The organism is Chitinophaga pinensis, from assembly GCF_007896845.1.
GTDB lineage: Bacteria > Bacteroidota > Bacteroidia > Chitinophagales > Chitinophagaceae > Chitinophaga > Chitinophaga pinensis_C.
In genome coordinates, this window is record NZ_VOHS01000006.1 from 1 (window position 1) to 19,970 (window position 19,970).

The 19,970-nt window shown below is 45.4% G+C and carries 20 protein-coding genes; 19 read left to right on the forward strand and 1 reads right to left on the reverse strand.

The window, feature by feature from the left end:
• Window positions 1-32: 32 nt before the first annotated feature.
• The 6 genes from FEF09_RS30635 (at window position 33) to FEF09_RS07820 (ending at window position 4,917) form a co-directional block, all read left to right on the forward strand.
• Window positions 33-95: a hypothetical protein gene (locus FEF09_RS30635; protein ID WP_261387393.1), complete on the forward strand. Its 63-nt coding sequence runs from the start codon at window positions 33-35 to the stop codon at window positions 93-95.
• Window positions 96-233: 138 nt separating this feature from the next.
• Entirely contained in the window at window positions 234-509 is a 276-nt protein-coding gene (locus FEF09_RS07805; RefSeq protein ID WP_146304581.1) for an alpha-L-rhamnosidase N-terminal domain-containing protein, read from the forward strand.
• A gap of 127 nt (window positions 510-636) precedes the next feature.
• On the forward strand, window positions 637-783 hold the full coding sequence (locus FEF09_RS30640) for a family 78 glycoside hydrolase catalytic domain (protein WP_186774250.1): 147 nt from the start codon (window positions 637-639) through the stop codon (window positions 781-783).
• Window positions 784-855: 72 nt separating this feature from the next.
• The gene (locus tag FEF09_RS07810) at window positions 856-2,118 is read left to right on the forward strand and encodes an alpha-L-rhamnosidase C-terminal domain-containing protein (protein WP_186774236.1); all 1,263 of its coding nucleotides are present in this window, start codon (window positions 856-858) and stop codon (window positions 2,116-2,118) included.
• A gap of 262 nt (window positions 2,119-2,380) precedes the next feature.
• Window positions 2,381-3,361, forward strand: a complete 981-nt coding sequence (locus tag FEF09_RS07815; protein WP_146304583.1) for a pectinesterase family protein — start codon at window positions 2,381-2,383, stop codon at window positions 3,359-3,361.
• Window positions 3,343-4,917 carry an MGH1-like glycoside hydrolase domain-containing protein gene (locus FEF09_RS07820; protein ID WP_146304584.1) on the forward strand — a complete coding sequence of 525 codons (1,575 nt, stop codon included), beginning with the start codon at window positions 3,343-3,345 and terminating at the stop codon, window positions 4,915-4,917. Before FEF09_RS07815 ends, FEF09_RS07820 begins: the two co-directional genes overlap by 19 nt.
• 182 nt (window positions 4,918-5,099) lie before the next feature.
• Here FEF09_RS07820 and FEF09_RS30645 read toward each other — a convergent pair whose 3' ends face one another.
• Window positions 5,100-5,261: a hypothetical protein gene (locus tag FEF09_RS30645; protein WP_186774237.1), complete on the reverse strand. Its 162-nt coding sequence runs from the start codon at window positions 5,259-5,261 to the stop codon at window positions 5,100-5,102.
• A gap of 246 nt (window positions 5,262-5,507) precedes the next feature.
• On the opposite strand from FEF09_RS30645, the gene bglX reads away from it, so the two are divergent.
• The 13 genes from bglX (at window position 5,508) to hisH (ending at window position 19,968) form a co-directional block, all read left to right on the forward strand.
• On the forward strand, window positions 5,508-7,763 hold the full coding sequence (bglX, locus tag FEF09_RS07825) for a beta-glucosidase BglX (protein WP_146304585.1): 2,256 nt from the start codon (window positions 5,508-5,510) through the stop codon (window positions 7,761-7,763).
• A gap of 227 nt (window positions 7,764-7,990) precedes the next feature.
• Window positions 7,991-8,845 (forward strand): ATP phosphoribosyltransferase, encoded by an 855-nt coding sequence (gene hisG, locus FEF09_RS07830; RefSeq protein ID WP_012789489.1) that lies wholly within the window; start codon window positions 7,991-7,993, stop codon window positions 8,843-8,845.
• 120 nt (window positions 8,846-8,965) lie between these two features.
• On the forward strand, window positions 8,966-10,255 hold the full coding sequence (hisD, locus tag FEF09_RS07835) for a histidinol dehydrogenase (protein ID WP_146304586.1): 1,290 nt from the start codon (window positions 8,966-8,968) through the stop codon (window positions 10,253-10,255).
• A gap of 11 nt (window positions 10,256-10,266) precedes the next feature.
• Window positions 10,267-11,322, forward strand: coding sequence for a histidinol-phosphate transaminase (gene hisC / locus FEF09_RS07840; protein WP_146304587.1), 1,056 nt, complete (start codon window positions 10,267-10,269; stop codon window positions 11,320-11,322).
• Window positions 11,323-11,400: 78 nt separating this feature from the next.
• Entirely contained in the window at window positions 11,401-12,537 is a 1,137-nt protein-coding gene (gene hisB, locus FEF09_RS07845; RefSeq protein WP_146304588.1) for a bifunctional histidinol-phosphatase/imidazoleglycerol-phosphate dehydratase HisB, read from the forward strand.
• A 398-nt stretch (window positions 12,538-12,935) separates the two neighbouring features.
• Complete coding sequence (locus FEF09_RS07850; protein WP_146304589.1) at window positions 12,936-14,345, forward strand: anthranilate synthase component I family protein; 1,410 nt, start codon at window positions 12,936-12,938, stop codon at window positions 14,343-14,345.
• Window position 14,346: 1 nt separating this feature from the next.
• The gene (locus tag FEF09_RS07855) at window positions 14,347-14,916 is read left to right on the forward strand and encodes an anthranilate synthase component II (protein ID WP_146304590.1); all 570 of its coding nucleotides are present in this window, start codon (window positions 14,347-14,349) and stop codon (window positions 14,914-14,916) included.
• Window positions 14,917-14,926: 10 nt separating this feature from the next.
• A complete protein-coding gene (gene trpD, locus FEF09_RS07860; protein ID WP_146304591.1) occupies window positions 14,927-15,922 on the forward strand; it encodes an anthranilate phosphoribosyltransferase in 996 nt (331 codons plus the stop codon).
• Window positions 15,919-16,719 (forward strand): indole-3-glycerol phosphate synthase TrpC, encoded by an 801-nt coding sequence (gene trpC / locus FEF09_RS07865; protein WP_146304592.1) that lies wholly within the window; start codon window positions 15,919-15,921, stop codon window positions 16,717-16,719. Before trpD ends, trpC begins: the two co-directional genes overlap by 4 nt.
• Entirely contained in the window at window positions 16,716-17,351 is a 636-nt protein-coding gene (locus tag FEF09_RS07870) for a phosphoribosylanthranilate isomerase (protein ID WP_146304593.1), read from the forward strand. Before trpC ends, FEF09_RS07870 begins: the two co-directional genes overlap by 4 nt.
• Before the next feature lie 7 nt (window positions 17,352-17,358).
• Window positions 17,359-18,585, forward strand: a complete 1,227-nt coding sequence (trpB, locus tag FEF09_RS07875) for a tryptophan synthase subunit beta (protein ID WP_146304594.1) — start codon at window positions 17,359-17,361, stop codon at window positions 18,583-18,585.
• A gap of 9 nt (window positions 18,586-18,594) precedes the next feature.
• On the forward strand, window positions 18,595-19,371 hold the full coding sequence (trpA, locus tag FEF09_RS07880; protein WP_146304595.1) for a tryptophan synthase subunit alpha: 777 nt from the start codon (window positions 18,595-18,597) through the stop codon (window positions 19,369-19,371).
• A 3-nt stretch (window positions 19,372-19,374) separates the two neighbouring features.
• A complete protein-coding gene (hisH, locus tag FEF09_RS07885; RefSeq protein WP_146304596.1) occupies window positions 19,375-19,968 on the forward strand; it encodes an imidazole glycerol phosphate synthase subunit HisH in 594 nt (197 codons plus the stop codon).
• The last annotated feature ends 2 nt before the right edge of the window (window positions 19,969-19,970 follow it).

Consider the following 19,970-nt stretch of genomic DNA (forward strand, 5'->3'; position numbering starts at 1 on the left):
TTGCGCCGGGTTGGACGCATTATAGTGAAACGGTGCTGTATAATACTTACGATCTGACAAATGCCCTGCAATCAGGGGCGAATACATTGGGGTGATAGTGGGTAATGGATTCTTCAATGTGAATAAAGAACGTTACCGTAAGTTGTCGGTTGTGTATGGTATGCCGAGAATGATCTGCCGCTTGTTGATCACCTATGAGAATGGGAAGACCCGCAAATTGTTTCAGATACTGATTGGAAAACGAGCGCTTCACCGATACTTTTACCAGCATTTATGGAGGAGAAGACTATGACGCCGGAAAAGAACAGACAGGATGGAATCAGGCAGGATTTGATGATACACAATGGAAGCCGGCGATAGTGGTAATGGCAACGGAAAAACAATTGTTGCCGGAAGAAGATCATCCGGTGAAGGTAATGGAAGTACTGCCGGTACAACGTATTTCACAGCCACAACCTGGCATTTATATGTATGACTTCGGACAAAACGCGTCCGGGATTATCGATTGAAGATAAAAGGAAAGAAGGGGCAGACGGTCAGACTGATACCTGCTGAACTGACTAATGATAAGCAGCTGGCTAACCAGAAAGCGACGGGTAGTCCGTATTACTTTAGTTATACTTTAAAGGAGATAGTATAGAGACCTGGCAACCGCGTTTTACTTATTATGGATTCCGTTATGTACAGGTGGAAGGTGCAGCGCCTGATACGGCTTTAAATACAGGGGATGTGCCACAAATTATTTCACTGGATTTACTGCATACCCGTATGCGGCTCCGGTGAACGGAACATTTTCCTGTTCCAATGACTTATTCAATCGTATACATACGGATACTGTGGGCAATTAAGAGCAATATGCAGAGTGTATTAACGGATTGTCCACATAGAGAAAAGCTCAGTTGGCTGGAACAGGACTATCTGATGGGGAATGCGATACAGTACAGTTATGATATTGATCTGTTGTATCGCAAGTTGATCCGCGATATGAAAGAAGCGCAGACAAGCGAAGGATTGATACCTGATATTGCACCTGAATTTGTCTTTTTTGATGATCATGGTTTTGGATTCAGGGATTCTCCGGAATGGGGTAGTGCAGGGGTGATAGTACCCTGGCTGATGTATCGGTGGTATGGGGATAAGACGGTTATCAATGAAGCATATCCGATGGTGAAAAAGTATGTGGAATATCTGGGTACAAAAGCACAGCATAATATACTGTCATATGGATTGGGTGATTGGTTTGATAATGGTCCGCAGCGGCCGGGAGTTGCACAGCTCACCCCCAAAGGCGTTACCGCTACAGCGATCTATTACTATGATCTTGTTTTGGCTGGTAATATGGCCGGGCTTCTTGGAAAAACAGCAGAAGCAAAACTGTTTCATAAACAGGCGGTGCAGGTGAAAGAGACCTTCAACCGGGAATATTTTAACAAAGAGACAAAAGTCTATTCAACCGGTAGTCAGACTGCTATGGCGATGCCTTTATGCGTGGGACTGGTAGATGAACAATATCGTCAGGCGGTGTTCAGTAATATGGTGGATTCTATTCGTCAGCAGGGCAATAAACTGACCGCCGGTGATATCGGTTTTCATTTTCTGGTACAGACTTTACAGGAAGGTGGAGCTTCTGATCTGTTGTATGAGATGAATAACCGGAGCGATGTGCCGGGTTATGGTTTTCAGCTGGCGAAAGGCGCTACTACGCTGACGGAATCATGGGCAGCGCTGGAGCAGGTTTCTAACAATCACCTGATGTTAGGACATCTGATGGAATGGTTTTATACTGGTCTGGGAGGTATTACCCAGCAGCCGGGATCAATAGGTTATAAACAGATGCAGATTTGTCCGGAGATAACGGGCGACATCAGCTGGGTAAAAACGTCTTATAATACCCCTTACGGGACGGTTCGCAGTGAATGGGAAAAGAAGGATGGGAAGCTGCTGTTTCGGGTCAGTATTCCTGCTAATAGCAACGCTGTTGTTAAGTTGCCAGCTGCAAAGGGAAGTGTTATAACAGAAGGAGGAAAGCCGGTGGATCCGAAGCAATTCCAGTTTGATAATGAGCGGGTTATAATGCATTTAGGGTCAGGTGATTATGAGTTTTCTTCCTTTAAATGAGGTCTAAGTTGATGGTTTTTAATATGATAGGTGTTAATCCTTTGATGCAGGACGAAGGTATACCGCTACTATGCCGGTATCTATCCGTTCAGGAACGTAGATATATGGTCCGGATGTAAGCGTAGTGACGGTATAGTACGGATAGCTTATCCTGATTGTAGTTTCCGGTAACGATTGCGTAAATAAAGCCTTGCTGCTATTGGAAAAAGCAGCAGAAATTTTTTAGCTTGTCATGAGCTGGTGCGCGATAAAATTCCTTGTTATGAAGAAGAGTTTTCTGATAATTTTCCTTCCGGTTCTATTGTTGTCAGTCGTATCGCTACGGGCACAGGATCCCCGTGCACGACTGGTAGTGGCAGCAGATGGAACAGGAGATTATAAGACGATCCAGGAGGCGGTGAATGCTGTCAGGGATTTTACTTTATTCCGGGTGACTATTTTCATCCGTAAGGGGGTGTATCATGAAAAACTGTGTATCCCCAGCTGGAAGTGTACGATTACATTACAGGGAGAAGATAGGGATAGTACGGTCATTACCAATGCAGATTATTCAGGGAAAGTATATCCGGGGAAGGATGCGTCCGGCAGAGATAAGTTCGGCACATTTACTTCCTATACCGTATTTATTGCGGGCGATGACATTATAGCGGAAAATCTCACTTTTGAAAATGCAGCGGGGCCGGTAGGACAGGCAGTTGCCTTACATGTAGAAGGTGACCGGTGCCGATTCCGTAATTGCCGGCTGTTAGGAAATCAGGATACTTTATATGCCGGAAAGGAGACCAGCAGACAGTATTATCAGGATTGTCACATAGAAGGTACCACTGATTTTATATTCGGTGCGGCAACGGTATGGTTTGAAGGCTGTACGATCCACAGTAAAAGAGATTCTTACATTACAGCTGCTTCTACCACACAACGGCAGTCTTATGGGTTTGTATTCAACCATTGTAAATTAACAGCAGATAGTGCAGCTAAAAAGGTATTTCTGGGTCGTCCGTGGAGACCCTATGCAGCGACCGTTTTTATGAACAGCGTCTTGGGTCCGCAGATATTGGCGCAGGGCTGGCATAATTGGGACAAAAAAGAGAATGAACTGACTGCGAGATATGCAGAATATCGCAATACGGGCGCCGGCGCAACACATGATAAGCGTGTGGCATGGTCCGCACAATTATCAACGCAGTCTGCAAAAGATATTACACTCACTAAAGTATTTGGCAATTGGGATCCGTTAAAGTAATTATCGCTGTTTGTCTGTTCCTGCCTTTGCGTTTACTGGCGCAGCAGGTGAATGTTTCTTCCGGGAATGCACTGACACTTGAACCAGTGTTGAAAAAGTACGTGGACCGGTTTAATCGTCTTGACTCAGAATATGTTAAAAACTATGTGAGTAATGCGGATGCTTTCGACTGGCTGAAGGCCAATGTACCTTTGCTGGATTGTCCGGATAGTACTATCGAACAGACTTATTATTACAGATGGTGGACACTCCGTAAACACCTGAAGGAGACGCCTGATGGTTTCATCTTCACTGAATTTATTACGCCTGTTAAACATGCCGGCAGATTTAATGCATTAAGCTGTGCTTTTGGTCATCATGTGTATGAAGCCCGATGGTTACGCAATAAAACATATCTGGATCAATATATACAATACTGGTACCTGAAAGATGCGCAGCAGAAAGCACCACGCTTTCATCAGTTCAGCAGCTGGGCTGCGGATGCGGTGTACAACCGTTTTCTGGTAGATGGAGATAGCAGTTTTGTGCAGGCATTACTGCCGGCGATGGATGAGGATTATCGTCTGTGGGAAAGAGAAAAAAGACTACCTGACGGATTGTTCTGGCAGTTTGATGTAAAAGATGGTATGGAAGAATCTATCAGTGGTGCAAGGCGTGAAAAGCATACACGTCCTACCATCAGTAGTTATATGTATGGCAATGCCAATGCGCTCGCGAAGATCGCAAAGATGGCAGGTAATGATACTTTGCGCGCCCGTTATACCGCCGATGCACAAAAGATCCGGCAGCTTGTACAGACACAGCTTTGGGATGATACTGCTGCATTCTTTAAAGTAAGACAGGTGATTAAAGGTAGTGACGCCACGCGTTTTTCCAATGCACGCGAACAGATTGGGTTTATCCCCTGGTATTTCGATCTGCCTGCGGATAAGTCTGCATATGCAGCTGCATGGGAACAGTTGACAGATACCAGCGGATTTAATGCGCCATGGGGATTAACAACTGCTGAGAGAAGGCATCCCCTGTTTCGTTCTCATGGCAGCGGTGGTTGTGAATGGGATGGCGCAATATGGCCTTTTGCAACTACACAGACATTAAAAGGACTGGCGAACTTACTGACCCATTACAGGCATAAAGATGGGATGACAGCGGCTGTTTATTACAATACCTTGTTGGTATATGCCCGTTCGCATCAGAAAAATGGGGTGCCTTATCTTGGCGAGTATCAGGATGAGCGTAACGGTTACTGGTTGAAAGGAGATGATCCGAGAAGTAGTTACTATAATCATTCTGGTTTTTGTGATCTCGTGATTAATGATCTTATTGGGTTGAAGCCGGCGGCAGATGGTAAGTTGGAATTGTATCCGTTGATACCGCAGGGGAAATGGGACTGGTTTTATCTGGAAGGAGTGCCTTATCATGGAAAGGTGGTGAGTGTGAGATGGGATAAGACGGGGGAGCGGTATGGACAAGGGAAGGGGTTGAGGGTTGTTGTGGATGGGAAGGAGGTGTATAATGGGAAGGGGTTAAACAAGGTGGTGGTGAAGGGGATTTAATCGCCTTATTAATTTGTCATTAGAATTTTCATGTCCTTTGATATTGGTCCGGGATCAGCTGAATAGATATAGTTGGTTGGTACCATAATTCGAATAATTATATGTTGTGTTAATAATGTAATCTGAACTATAGAGGTTACAAACAGTATGTTATTTTGCAGCCCTTTTTCGTGTCGTAGTTTTTAAGGGAGCTGCCTTTTTTTATCTTCTGAATTAATAGGTATAATAAGATCTCTAATACCTAATTCATCAATAATTCGGTCTGCCGCTTCTTTCGAATTAGCCACTTCCCGTTTTCGTTGAATAAGCGCATTTTTAAGTCTTAGATAGGCTTGATGTGTCATTATATATAGTTTTAAATGTGTTTTAAAAAATAGAAAATACAGTAACGCAGCCAGCAATCTGACCGTCCATGTATATTTAATTTAAGGGAGAGAATTTTCCTGTGTAGTAACCCAAAATTACATCTTATTTTCTGTGCAGCATCATCACACCCATCATATCACCCATAATGAACAAACTGAACAACAACACCTCCATTCCAAACTTTTCCTACCTTTAAACCCACTTTAACTCTAAATGACACAGTTATGAAGAACCCGAAGCGCCTGCTCGTAGCCACCCTGCTACTGGCAGCTCTCAGCGTGAAGGCACAAACCCCTAAGCAGACCTTCGTGAATAATCTTATTAAGCGTATGACGCTGGATGAGAAAATAGGCCAGCTTAACCTGCTCACCAGTGATATGGACGTTACCGGACCGTTTATGAAGCCGGGGTATAAAAAAGACATTGAAGCCGGCTTATGCGGCTCCATATTCAATGCTTATACACCACAATACACCCGCCAGCTGCAGGAAATGGCCATGAATACCAGACTGAAAATACCGCTGTTATTCGGGTATGATGTTATCCACGGACACAAAACGATATTCCCCATTCCATTGGGAGAAGCCTGTACCTGGGATATGACCCTTCTCGAACAGAGCGCCCGTATTGCCGCGCAGGAAGCCAGCGCTGATGGCCTGCAATGGACTTATTCCCCAATGGTAGACATTGCCCGTGATCCCCGCTGGGGCCGTGTGGCAGAAGGTGTCGGAGAAGATACGTGGTATGGCGTACAGGTGGCGAAAGCCAAGGTAAAAGGTTATCAGGGTTCAGATCTGTCGGCTAATAATACCATCCTCGCCTGTGTAAAGCACTTTGCTTTATATGGCGCTATTGAGGCGGGACGCGATTATAACACGGTAGACATGAGCCGCCGGCAGATGTACCAGTATTATCTGCCGCCTTATAAGGCCGCTATTGACGCAGGTGTTGCGACAGCCATGACCTCCTTTAATGAGATTGATGGTACGCCGGCTACGGCCAACAAATGGCTGCTGACCGACCTCCTGAGGAGAGACTGGGGCTTTAAAGGCTTTATAGTGACAGATTATACTGCTATCAATGAAATGATTGCCCACGGCAATGTGAAAGATGAGTATGAGGCAGGCGCCGCAGCCCTGAATGCAGGGGTTGATATGGATATGCAGGGCGGTATTTTTGCCGGACAACTAAAAAAGCTCTTACAGGACAAAAAGGTGACTCTGAAAGAAATTGATAGCGCCGTATACCGTATTCTGGCAGCCAAATATGATCTGGGCCTGTTCAAAGACCCTTTCAAATACTGCGATACCGCCAGAGCCACAAAAGAGATCATGTCAGCCGAAAATCTGGCCACTGCTCAGAAGATCGCAGAACGCTCTATTGTACTGCTGAAGAATGAAAACCAGCTCCTGCCCCTGAAAAAAGAAGCAAAAATCGCCCTGATCGGTCCACTGGCTGACAGTCAGCGGGATATGATCGGTAACTGGTCCGCTGCAGGTGACTACACCAAAGCAGTCACCCTGCTCGAAGCCCTGAAGAAAAGGTCCGCCAATGTGCAATACCTGCCGGGTGCCCATTATACGCAGGACACCACCCTCTATAAAAGAGCTACCCAAAAATCAAAACTGGATGCTGCAGATACCGCTGATAGTCAACAGATGCTGGCTGCTGCTGTAGCACTGGCCAGACAATCTGATATTGTGGTAATGGCGCTGGGAGAATCTCAGGGTATGACGGGAGAGGCTGCCAGCCGGTCTGATATCAGTATTCCGGAAAATCAGCGGGAGCTGCTGAAGGCAGTATATGCCACCGGTAAACCGGTAGTGCTGGTATTGTCTAATGGCCGCCCGATCACACTGGAATGGGAAAATGCCCATATCCCGGCGATACTGGAAACCTGGTTTCTGGGAACAAAAGCCGGCGATGCCATTGCCGCTGTACTGTTCGGTGACTACAATCCTGCCGGCAAACTGACCATGAGTTTCCCACGTAACGTAGGTCAGATACCTATTTACTATAACCATAAGAACACCGGGCGTCCCTTGAATCCCTATAATAAATACTCCACCAAGTATTTAGATACGGAAAATGACCCGCTGTTTCCGTTCGGATATGGATTGAGCTACACTACATTCAGCTATGGCGACCTGAAACTGAGCAAACAGCAGATTTCCGCCACCGACAAATTGCAGGTCAGCATTCCGGTGACTAATAATGGCAATTTTGACGGGGAAGAAGTGGTACAGCTGTATGTAAGAGATCTGGTGGGGTCTGTGACCCGCCCTGTAAAAGAGCTGAAAGGCTATAAAAAGATTACCCTTGCGAAGGGAGAAACAAAGACCGTCACCTTCGAACTCTCTGCGGAAGACCTCCGGTTCTATGACAAGGATATGCACTGGAAGGCAGAACCGGGCGATTTTACCGTATTTGTGGGTACAAATAGCAGGGATGTACAGTCAGCAGGGTTTACATTAAAATAATGGTCAATAAGGCAAAAATTAGTTTGATTATTCAAAATAGTTATTACCTTCGCATCGTTATTTCAAACTATGAGCATTAACGTACATACACATCATCACCATCATTCTTACCGCGCAGGTAGGCTGGGATGATTTTATGTACTAAATAATAAAAACATTAGAACATAATCAGGGGCTTACCGAACGGTAAGCCCCTTTTTTGTTTTCACCGGAACATTGTTAAAAACATGAAACTGAGAATTGCTATTCAGAAATCCGGTCGTTTGCACGACGACTCCATCAAACTGTTGAAAGAATGTGGTATAGACATCAACAACGGTGTTAATAAACTGAAAACAGAAGCCAGCAATTTTCCGCTGGAAGTCTTCTTCCTGCGTGATGATGATATTCCGCAATACGTTGAAGACGGTGTGGCAGATATCGGTATCGTAGGTGAGAACGTGATCATTGAAAAAGCTCGTCCTGTGAAAATTGCAGAGAAACTGGGTTTTGGTAAATGTCGCCTTTCCCTTGCAATACCAAAGGCTGCGGAGTACAACGGTGTAAAAGACATGGACAAACTGCGTATCGCTACCAGCTATCCTGTTATCCTGCAGAATTTCCTGAATCAACACAACATTACTGCTGATATTCACGAGATCAGTGGTTCTGTGGAGATTGCTCCGGGTATCGGTCTGGCAGATGCTATCTGTGATCTGGTAAGCAGCGGTTCCACTCTGTTCATGAACGGTCTGAAAGAAGTGGAAGTGATCCTGAAATCTGAAGCAGCACTCATCAGCAATGATAACCTGACCCCTGAGCAGGAAGCACTGTTACAGAAACTGTTGTTCCGCATACAGTCTGTAAAGAAAGCGAAAAACAATAAGTACGTACTGCTGAATGCTCCGAATGATAAACTGCAGGAGATCATCAGCCTGTTACCCGGTATGAAGAGTCCTACCGTACTGCCACTGGCAGAAGAAGGCTGGAGCTCTGTACACTCCGTACTGAATGAGAATGCTTTCTGGGATATTATCGAGAATCTGAAAGCGGCCGGTGCACAAGGTATTCTGGTAGTGCCGATCGAAAAGATGATTATATAATGACCAGTATAGAGATAAGCAGCTTTAAGTAATGAGCTGCTTATTTCTTCAGGCAAGACAGGAATTAAATATGAGGTCATGCTTAATTCCTAATTCTTAATTTCTAATTCCTAATCGCACATGCAGGTATTCGAATATCCCGAACGCTCACAATGGCCGGAATTATTGCAAAGACCGGTTTTAGATACAACAGCACTGGAAACCAGTGTAGGCAATATACTCGCTGCTGTTAAACAGGAAGGCGATACCGCTGTACGCAGATATGCGCAGCAGTTTGATAAAGTACAGCTGGAGGCTTTGGAAGTCACTCCCGCAGAATTTGCCAAAGCAACCGCATCACTCGATGCTGAACTGAAGAAAGCCATTCTTCAGGCCAAACATAACATTGAGGTTTTCCACAAAGCACAACAGGAACACAGCAAGGTAATTGAAACAATGCCCGGTGTGCAGTGCTGGCGTAAACCTGTTGCGATCGAAAAAGTAGGATTATATATTCCCGGAGGTTCTGCTCCTTTGTTCTCTACCATATTGATGTTGGGTATTCCTGCGATGATCGCCGGTTGTAAGGAGATCGTACTTTGTACGCCATCCAACGCAGCAGGCGAAGTACATCCTGCGGTATTGTTTGCCGCACAGGAAGTAGGTGTGGAACGTGTGTTCAAAATAGGCGGTGTACAGGCGATCGGTGCCATGGCTTATGGAACAGAAAGCGTGCCTCGTGTGCATAAGATATTTGGTCCGGGTAATCAGTACGTGACCTGCGCAAAACAACTGGTGAATAAAAGTGGTGTAGCCATTGATATGCCTGCAGGACCATCAGAAGTAGCCGTGCTGGCAGACGAAACATGTGTACCCGCATTTGTAGCGGCTGATCTGCTGTCTCAGGCAGAACACGGTCCGGATAGTCAGGTATTACTGGTTACTACAGCGCCTGAAATCATCGCAGAAGTACAACAGGAAGTAGCAGCGCAACTGGCACAGCTGCCACGTCAGGACATTGCTGCACGTGCACTGGAAAACAGTCGTATACTTCTGGTGAAAGATACTGCCGAAGCAATGGAACTGCTCAACACTTATGCTCCGGAACACCTGATTGTAGCGTGTAAAGATGATATCGCTGTTGCCGATGCAGTAGTAAATGCAGGTTCTGTATTCCTTGGCAATTACTCTCCGGAAAGTGCCGGTGATTATGCATCAGGAACAAACCATACACTGCCGACCAACGGTTATGCGACTGCTTACAGTGGTGTATCTCTGGATAGTTTTGTAAAGAAGATCACTTTCCAGCGTCTGACACAGGAAGGCCTGCAGCAGATAGGTGCAACAATAGAAACGATGGCAGCGGCAGAAGGACTGGATGCACATAAAAATGCAGTTACAGTACGTCTGAAACAAAAGGCTCAATCTTAAAATCTACTACAATGTTCGATCTCAATAGCTTACTACGCGACAATATAAAACGTCTGGTGCCGTACTCCACCGCCAGAGATGAATTCAAAGGAGAAGCATCTGTCTTCCTTGATGCAAATGAAAACAGCTTTGGCTCTCCGCTGCCGGTTAACTATAACCGCTATCCGGATCCTATGCAGTGGAAGGTGAAATATAAACTGGCGGATATCAAAGGTGTGCCGCCACAGAATATCTTTCTGGGTAATGGCAGTGATGAAGTGATCGATGTACTGTACCGTTCTTTCTGCCGGCCGGGAATTGATAACGTGGTACTGTTTCCGCCAACATACGGCATGTATGAGGTGAGCGCCAATATCAACGATGTGATCGTAAGAAAAGTATCACTCACACCGGATTACCAGATAGACATGGCCGCCTTGCAGGAAGCTGTGGATGAGCGTACAAAACTGATCTTTATCTGTTCTCCGAATAACCCTACCGGTAACTCAATCGACCGTAGTGATATAGAAATGATCCTGAATAATTTTGATGGGATCGTTGTAGTTGATGAGGCTTATATCAACTTCGCCCGTCAGAAAACTTTTATATCCGAACTGACTGAATATCCTAATCTGGTTGTAATGCAGACCTTGTCCAAAGCATGGGGACTGGCAGCACTGCGTGTAGGTATGGCATTCGCCGGAGAAGATATCATCAATGTACTGAACAAGGTAAAACCACCGTACAATATCAATCAGGCAGCACAGGATCTCGTACTGGAAGCACTGGATAATATCAATCAGGTGAATGAGTGGATCCGCGAAACAGTGATCGAAAGAGATAAACTGGCGGCAGGTTTGATCGGTCTGCCACAAGTACTGGAAGTGTATCCGAGTGATGCCAACTTCCTGCTGGCAAAAACAACAGATGCAAAAGGTATTTACAATTATCTGGTAGAAAAAGGGATTATCGTACGTGACCGTTCCAAAGTAGAACTCTGTAATGGTTGTCTGCGTATCACCGTTGGTACACCAGACGAAAATACCTTGCTGCTGGAAACAATCGCACAGGTTGCCGTAAACGCATAATAGCAGGAAAGATATCAAACCGGCAGTATCAACAACTGCCGGCTCTACAAATACAAAGCGCCATAATAAAACAGTATAATGAAAAGAGTCCTCTTCATAGACAGGGACGGTACAATGATCAAGGAAGTACCGCCTACTTATCAGATCGACAGCCTTGAAAAGGTGGAGTTCTATCCGAAAGTATTTACTTATCTGGCCCGTATTGCAGCGGAGCTGGATTATGAACTGGCGATGGTCACCAATCAGGATGGTCTGGGTACCAACAGCTTCCCTGAAGCTGATTTCTGGCCTGCACAGCATTTTATTCTGCGTTCCTTTGAGAATGAAGGTGTGAAGTTTGACGAAATTTATATTGACCGCTCTTTCCCACATGAAAATGCACCTACGCGTAAACCGCGCACAGGTATGCTGACAAAATATTTCTCTCCTGAATATGATCTGGCGAATTCATTTGTGATCGGTGATCGTATCACAGATGTAGAGCTGGCAAAAAACCTCGGTGCAAAAGCTATCTGGCTGAATGAAGGTACCGGTCTTGGTGGTGCTGAAATCAAAGACAGCGCTGCTGCACTGAAAGATACTATTGCATTGGAATCTACTGACTGGGAGAAGATCTATGAGTTCCTGAAAGTAGGATTACGCACAGTAACACATACGCGTACTACCAAAGAAACAGATATTACTATCTCGCTGAATCTGGATGGTACCGGTAAGGCGGATATCGAAACAGGACTGGGTTTCTTTGATCATATGCTGGATCAGATTGCACGCCATGGTAGTATTGATCTGACTGTAAAAGCAAAAGGTGATCTGCATATTGATGAGCATCATACTATTGAGGATACCGGTTTAGCATTGGGAGAGGCCATCGCACAGGCGCTGGCTGATAAGAGGGGTATTGAACGTTATGGGTTCTGCTTACCGATGGATGATTGTCTGGCGCAAGCTGCTATTGATTTCGGCGGTCGCAACTGGATCGTATGGGATGCAAAGTTCAGCCGCGAAAAAATAGGAGAAATGCCAACAGAGATGTTCTTCCATTTCTTCAAATCATTCTCTGATGCAGCAAAATGTAATCTGAACATCAAAGCGGAAGGGGAAAACGAACATCACAAGATTGAAGCGATATTCAAAGTATTTGCAAAAGCTATCAAGATGGCGGTAAAGCGTAATCCGATGAATATGCAGCTGCCAAGTACCAAAGGCGTGTTGTAATAACAATTGAGGAACGCAGCGTGTTTGCCGCAGCAAGTATTTACCTGCAGCGTCTGCATGGATTGTGATGATCAACAGACATATCTGAAAAATCGTGAAATGATAAAACCGGTTATTATTAATAGAAAATCAATAAATACCCGGGAACTTATCACTTTACAAAGAATCTCAAAAAAAATTTGCATGTTTTCAAAAAACACCGGATATTTGTTCCGCAAGAAATTAAAACATGACAACAGTTATTACAAACAAGCATTGGTGGTGGCACGATATCAGATCCTGATAGTGTGTTACAGTGCCATGTTTCGTAATGAAATATAATTTGGAAGGCCCGCTGTTACACAGCGGGCCTTCTTCGTTTTCAGATAGTCACCCAACAAAACTCAATCACAAATCCAATGGGTAGTATTCAAGTCAAATCAAAATTCAAGAAAATGCTGGCAGACGTATTCACGCCTGTTGGTATTTATCTGCGGCTCCGCGACAAATTCCCCGGTACGGTACTGCTGGAAAGTACTGACTATCGTGCCAGCGAAAACAGCTTCTCCTTTATCTGTATTCAGCCCATAGCAGGGATAGAAGTTACCAGTACAAAGGATTTTGAATTTAAATATCCGAACCTCCCGCCTGAAAGAAAACAACTGAAAAACAAACAGAGCGTATTGGATGAGTTGCAGAAATTCCTCGGTAATTTCTCCTTCGCAGATAAGCCTGTACTGCCTGTTGTACATAGCCTCTTCGGATACAGCACATTTGAGTCCGTTCAGTTTTTCGAAACAATAGAATTCAATAAGGACAAGCAAAACGGGAACACCATCCCATTGATGCGCTACCGGTTCTACCAATATATCATCGCCATCAATCACTTCAAAGACGAACTGTATTTGTGTGAGAACATGGTGGACGGCCTTGACAGCGAGTTTGATCACATCGAGTCACTTATCAGACAAAAAGATGTGCCCAGCTACGGATTCAAGGCAGAAGGCGGAGAAAAGAGCAACCTGACGAATGAACAATTCATGGAAATCGTCGAAAAAGGTAAACAACACTGCTTCCGCGGAGACGTTTTCCAGGTAGTACTCTCCAGAGCCTTTCAACAGCAATTCAAAGGCGACGAATTTAATGTGTACCGCGCCCTCCGCTCTATTAACCCTTCTCCTTATCTCTTCTTCTTCGATTACGGTGATTACAAACTGATGGGCTCTTCTCCTGAAGCACAGTTGATCATCAAAGACAATAAAGCCATTATTCACCCGATAGCAGGTACTTTCAAACGTACCGGCGATGACGAACAGGACCGTGAACTGGCCGCTAAACTGCTGGAAGATCCGAAAGAGAATGCAGAGCATGTGATGCTGGTAGATCTGGCACGTAATGATCTCAGCAGACTGGCAACAGATGTGGAAGTAGAATCTTACAGAAAGATCCAGTATTACTCACACGTTATTCACCTCGTAAGTGAAGTAACGGGTAAGATCCAGCCCGGACTCAATCCCTTCTCACTACTGGCAGCAACCTTCCCGGCAGGAACCTTATCAGGTGCACCAAAGTACAGAGCAATGGAGATCATTGATGAAAATGAACCGACCGCACGTGGCTTCTATGGTGGTTGTATCGGTTCCGTAGGTTTCAATGGCGATTTCAACCACGCTATCATGATCCGCTCTATACTCAGTAAGGCGAATACACTCTACTATCAGGCAGGCGCCGGCGTAGTAGCAAAATCTGTGGCATCGTCCGAACTGGAGGAAGTGAACAATAAACTGAATGCATTAAAACAGGCCATCATCCTGGCTCAAAATATCTGACATGAACATTCTGGTGTTTGATAATTACGATTCTTTTACCTACAACCTGGTGCACCTGGTAGAAAAGATCATCAATGGTAAAGTGACGGTGGTGCGCAATGATGAAATTCCATTGGAGAAAGTAAAAGACTATGATAAGATCATTCTCTCTCCGGGTCCCGGTATTCCTGAAGAAGCAGGACTGCTGCTGCCACTGATCAAAGAGTATGCAGCAAGCAAATCCATCTTCGGTGTATGTCTTGGCCAGCAGGCAATAGGAGAGGCTTTCGGTGCAAAGCTGATCAACCTCAAAGACGTGTACCATGGCGTGGCTACCAATGTGAACATTACTGCAAGAGATGGCAGACTGTTCAACGGCCTGCCTGATACACTGGAAGTAGGCCGTTATCACTCATGGGTAGTCGATGAAGCAACATTGCCGGCAGAGCTGACAATAACAGCAAAAGACGACAATAACTATATCATGGCGCTGCAACACAATACATATGATGTGAGTGGCGTACAGTTCCACCCGGAAAGCGTACTGACGCCACGTGGTGAACAGATCCTTCGTAACTGGTTGAATGCATAAATTCCGAGTAATGAAAAAGATACTTAATTACCTTTTTGAACATAAAACATTTACCCGTGAGGCAGCCAAAGAGATACTGATCAGTATTTCCAAAGGCATGTACAATGAAAGTGAACTGGCCGCTTTCATGACTGTGTTTCTCATGCGCAGCATTACGGTAGAAGAACTGCTGGGTTTCCGTGACGCATTACTGGAACTCTGTATCCCGGTTAATCTGAATGGATATGAAGTACTGGATATCGTAGGTACCGGCGGCGATGGTAAAAATACTTTCAACGTATCCACACTGTCCTGTTTCATCGTGGCAGGTGCAGGCGGAAAGGTGGCGAAACATGGTAACTACGGCGTATCATCCATCAGTGGTGCGTCCAACCTGATGGAGACGGCCGGATACAAATTCAAGAATGATGATGCTAAACTGAGAGAAGAACTGGAAGAAGCAGGCGTTTGTTTCCTGCATGCTCCATTGTTCCATCCTGCATTGAAAAATGTAGCAGGCATCCGCCGTCAGCTGGGCATCCGTACCTTCTTCAATATGCTTGGTCCACTGGTGAATCCGGCTTTCGCACAGCATCAGCTGATAGGCGTTTATAGCCTTGAACTGGCAAGAGTGTATAATTATCTGTTCCAGCAGACTGACAAACGCTATGCGATCGTTTATAGCCTGGATGGTTATGATGAGATCTCCCTGACAGCGGATACACGTGTCATCACCAATGAAGGTGAAAGAGACTGGACGCCTGAGCAGCTGGGTAAACGTAAGGTATACCCGGAAGATATCTACGGTGGTAACACTGTAGAAGCGGCATCCAAGATCTTTATGAAGATCCTGAAAGGTGAAGGTACCTGGGCACAGAATTCCGTAGTAATGGCTAATGCCGCTATGGGACTCTACTGCATGAAAAAATATGATAACTACGCGGATTGTTTTCTGGCAGCTGTTGAATCACTGGAATCAGGCGCCGCACACAACGCGTTTAAGAAGTTGATAAGCTTGCAATCATGAAAAATATCCTCACAGAAATAGTAGCCCATAAGCACGTGGAAGTGGCAGCCCGCAAACAACAGCGGAGCGTGGAAGAGCTGGAACAGGCATCCTGGTTTAAACGTAGCTCCCTGTCACTGGCGCAGTTTCTGCAAGATCCTGCCAAAACAGGTATCATTGCCGAATTCAAAAGGCGCTCTCCTTCAAAAGGATTGATCAACGGTGAGGTGACTGTACAGGACGTAACCACTGCGTATACCCGCTATGGTGCATCCGGATTATCAGTACTGACTGATGAGAAATTCTTTGGTGGTTCTTCTGATGATCTGCAACAGGCGCGTACGTTAAATAATATTCCCATCCTGCGGAAGGAGTTTATTGTTGACGAATACCAGATCATTGAAGCAAAAGCCATTGGCGCTGATGTGATCCTGCTGATCGCAGAATGTCTTACGAAAGAAGAAGTTGCACAGCTGGCTAAATTTGCCCACAATCTCGGACTGGAAGTGTTGCTGGAAGTACACAGCGGCGATCAGCTGGATAAAGTGACCGATCATATACAGCTGGTAGGTGTAAACAACCGTGACCTGACTACATTTAAGGTGGATTTTAACCGTTCCTGCGAACTGGCACCACAGATACCTGCCGGTAAATGTAAGGTGGCAGAAAGTGGTATCAGTAACACAGATGCGATCATTACGCTGAAAGAAGCAGGCTTCCAGGGTTTTCTTATCGGAGAACATTTCATGAGACAGGAGCATCCACCAAGAGCATTTGAACAATTTGTAACAGAACTGGCCAACAAATCAGCACAATGAAAATAAAGGTCTGCGGTATCACCCGGAAGGAAGACCTGCAAAGACTGGTCGAATATCAGGTGAATTATGCCGGTTTTATATTTTACGAAAAGTCTCCCCGCTTTGCAGCGCCTAAAATAGATGGTCGCACGGTAAGAGAGATCGATGGTATCAAAAAGGTTGGCGTGTTTGTCAATGCGTCACAGGAACAGGTACAGCGTACAATACTTGACTACGGACTGGACATGGTGCAGCTGCACGGTGATGAAACACCTGCCTTCTGTGCTGCTATCCGTGAACAGGTACAGGTGATCAAGGCTTTCAGAGTAGGAGAGCATGTTAACTGGGAGGAGCTGTTGGCCGCATATATACCGGTGACAGATTATTTCCTGTTTGATACAGAAGCGGGTAAGGCTTACGGCGGTACCGGCAAACGTTTCAACTGGGAATTACTGCAGACATATCCATATACGCATCCTTTTTATCTGAGCGGAGGTATCGGACTGGACGAAATGCCTGAACTGCTGCAATTGCAAATGCCTGCTTTATTCGCAGTAGATGTAAACAGCAGATTTGAGGACCAGCCGGGTGTGAAGAACATGGAAAAGGTGCGCTTATTTACAGATCAGATTCAATCATCTTATTTAAAATAATCATAGCATGAAGATAGCGGAAAACACGTTCGGCTCTAAGTATCATGTAGATGAGAAAGGCTTTTACGGCAGATTTGGCGGCGCTTACATTCCGGAAATGTTATTTCCGAATGTAGACGAGCTACAGCGCAATTACCTGCAGATCCTGAAGGATCCTTCCTTTCAGCAGGAGTTTGATCAATTGTTGCGCGACTATGTAGGGCGTCCTTCTCCGCTGTATTTTGCAAAACGTTTGTCTGAAAAATATAAAGCACAGATCTACCTGAAACGCGAAGATCTGAACCATACCGGTGCACATAAAGTGAATAACACCATCGGACAGATCCTGTTGGCAAAACGTCTTGGTAAAACGCGTATCATCGCAGAAACCGGCGCCGGTCAGCATGGCGTGGCAACAGCCACCGTTTGTGCGCTGATGGGACTGGAGTGTGTAGTATATATGGGTAGCATCGATATTCAGCGTCAGGCGCCGAATGTGGCCCGTATGAAAATGTTGGGCGCTACAGTCGTTCCTGCTACCAGCGGTAGTCAGACACTGAAAGATGCCTGTAATGAGGCGATCCGTGACTGGATTAACAATCCGGTGGACACGCACTATATCCTCGGAACAGCTGCTGGTCCGCATCCTTATCCGGATATGGTAACCCGCTTCCAGTCTGTGATCAGTGAAGAAATAAAGAAACAGTTACTGGAAAAGACCGGTAAGGAGAACCCTGACTATGTGATGGCTTGTATCGGTGGAGGTAGTAACGCAGCAGGTGCTTATTATCACTTTCTGGACGAACCGGATGTGAAACTGATCGCAATAGAAGCAGGTGGTAAAGGCGTACATTCCGGACATTCAGCAGCTACTACGCAGCTGGGTAAACTGGGTATCATTCATGCGAGCAAGACATTGCTGATGCAGACAGAAGATGGCCAGATCACTGAGCCGTATTCTATTTCCGCCGGACTCGATTATCCGGGTATTGGTCCCTTACATTCACATCTGTATGAAACCGGCCGCGCTACATTCCTGAATGCAACAGATGATGAGGCTTTACAGGCTGCCTATGAACTGACCCGTCTGGAAGGTATTATCCCGGCACTGGAATCTTCTCACGCACTGGCAAAACTGGGACAGGTAGCTTTCAAACCGGAAGATGTGGTGGTAGTGTGTCTGAGTGGCCGTGGTGATAAAGACATGGAAACATACATTCGTAATTTGCCTGCTAACACTGGCGGTAACGTATAAATATATTTTATGAGCAATCGTATAGATCAATTATTTGCCGGCAAAAAAACGGGTGTACTGAACATCTACTGCACAGCAGGATTTCCTGAACTGAACGATACGCTGCCTGTCATGCAATCTTTACAACAGCATGGGGCTGATATGATAGAACTGGGTATGCCATTCTCTGATCCGCTGGCTGACGGGCCGGTGATTCAGGATAGCAGCACCCGTGCTATTAAAAATGGTATGAGTCTGAAAGTGCTGTTCGAACAGCTGAAAGATTTCAGACAGCATATCCACCTGCCGGTATTACTGATGGGATATCTCAATCCGGTGTTACTATATGGTATTGAAAACTTCTGTAAGAAATGTGCAGAAGTGGGCGTTGATGGTGTCATACTGCCAGACTTGCCGATGGATGAATATGAACATGCGTATAAGCCGGTGTTTGAAAAATACAACCTGCACCTGATCTTTCTGGTAACGCCGGAAACAAGCGAAGAAAGGATCAAAAAGATCGACAGTGTGAGTAAAGGTTTTGTATATGCAGTATCCTCTTCTTCCACTACCGGAAAGGACAAGGATATGGGAAATCAGCAGGCCTACTTTGAAAGACTGAAGGCGCTGGCCCTGAAGAATCCGGTACTGATCGGGTTTGGTATCAAAGATAAAGCTACCTTTGATGCTGCCGCTTCCAACAGTAATGGTGGAATTATCGGTACTGCCTTTATCCGCGCAATTGAAAATACGACCAACCTGGACGCTACAATAAAAACATTTATTGCGGGCGTAAAACACAACTAGAATATGAAAACGGTTATCATAAAATACAATGCCGGTAATATTCGTTCGGTGATGTTCGCACTGGACAGAATAGGCGTGGAGGGTATTGTAACAGACGATCCGGAAGCGATAAAATCTGCAGATAAGGTGATCTTCCCGGGTGTGGGAGAAGCCAGTACTGCGATGAATTATCTGAAGGAAAGAAAACTGGATACACTGATCAAAGATCTGAAACAGCCGGTGCTGGGAATCTGTCTGGGTATGCAGCTCATGTGCAAACATTCTGAAGAGAATAACACACCTTGCCTTGGCATCTTTGATGTGGAAGTAAAACGCTTCACTTCACCAGTGGATAATCTGCTGAAAATACCGCAGATCGGCTGGAACAATATCACGGGATTATACAGCACTATGTTTGAGCAGGTGCCGGAGAATTCCTACATGTATTTTGTACATAGTTATTATGCGGCGCTGGGCCCTGATACAGTGGCAACTGCCAATTACGTGATTAACTACAGTGCAGGATTACAGAAAGATAATTTTTATGCCGTACAGTTCCACCCGGAGAAATCAGCGACGGCAGGACAAAAAATACTGGAAAATTTCCTGAAGTTATAAGT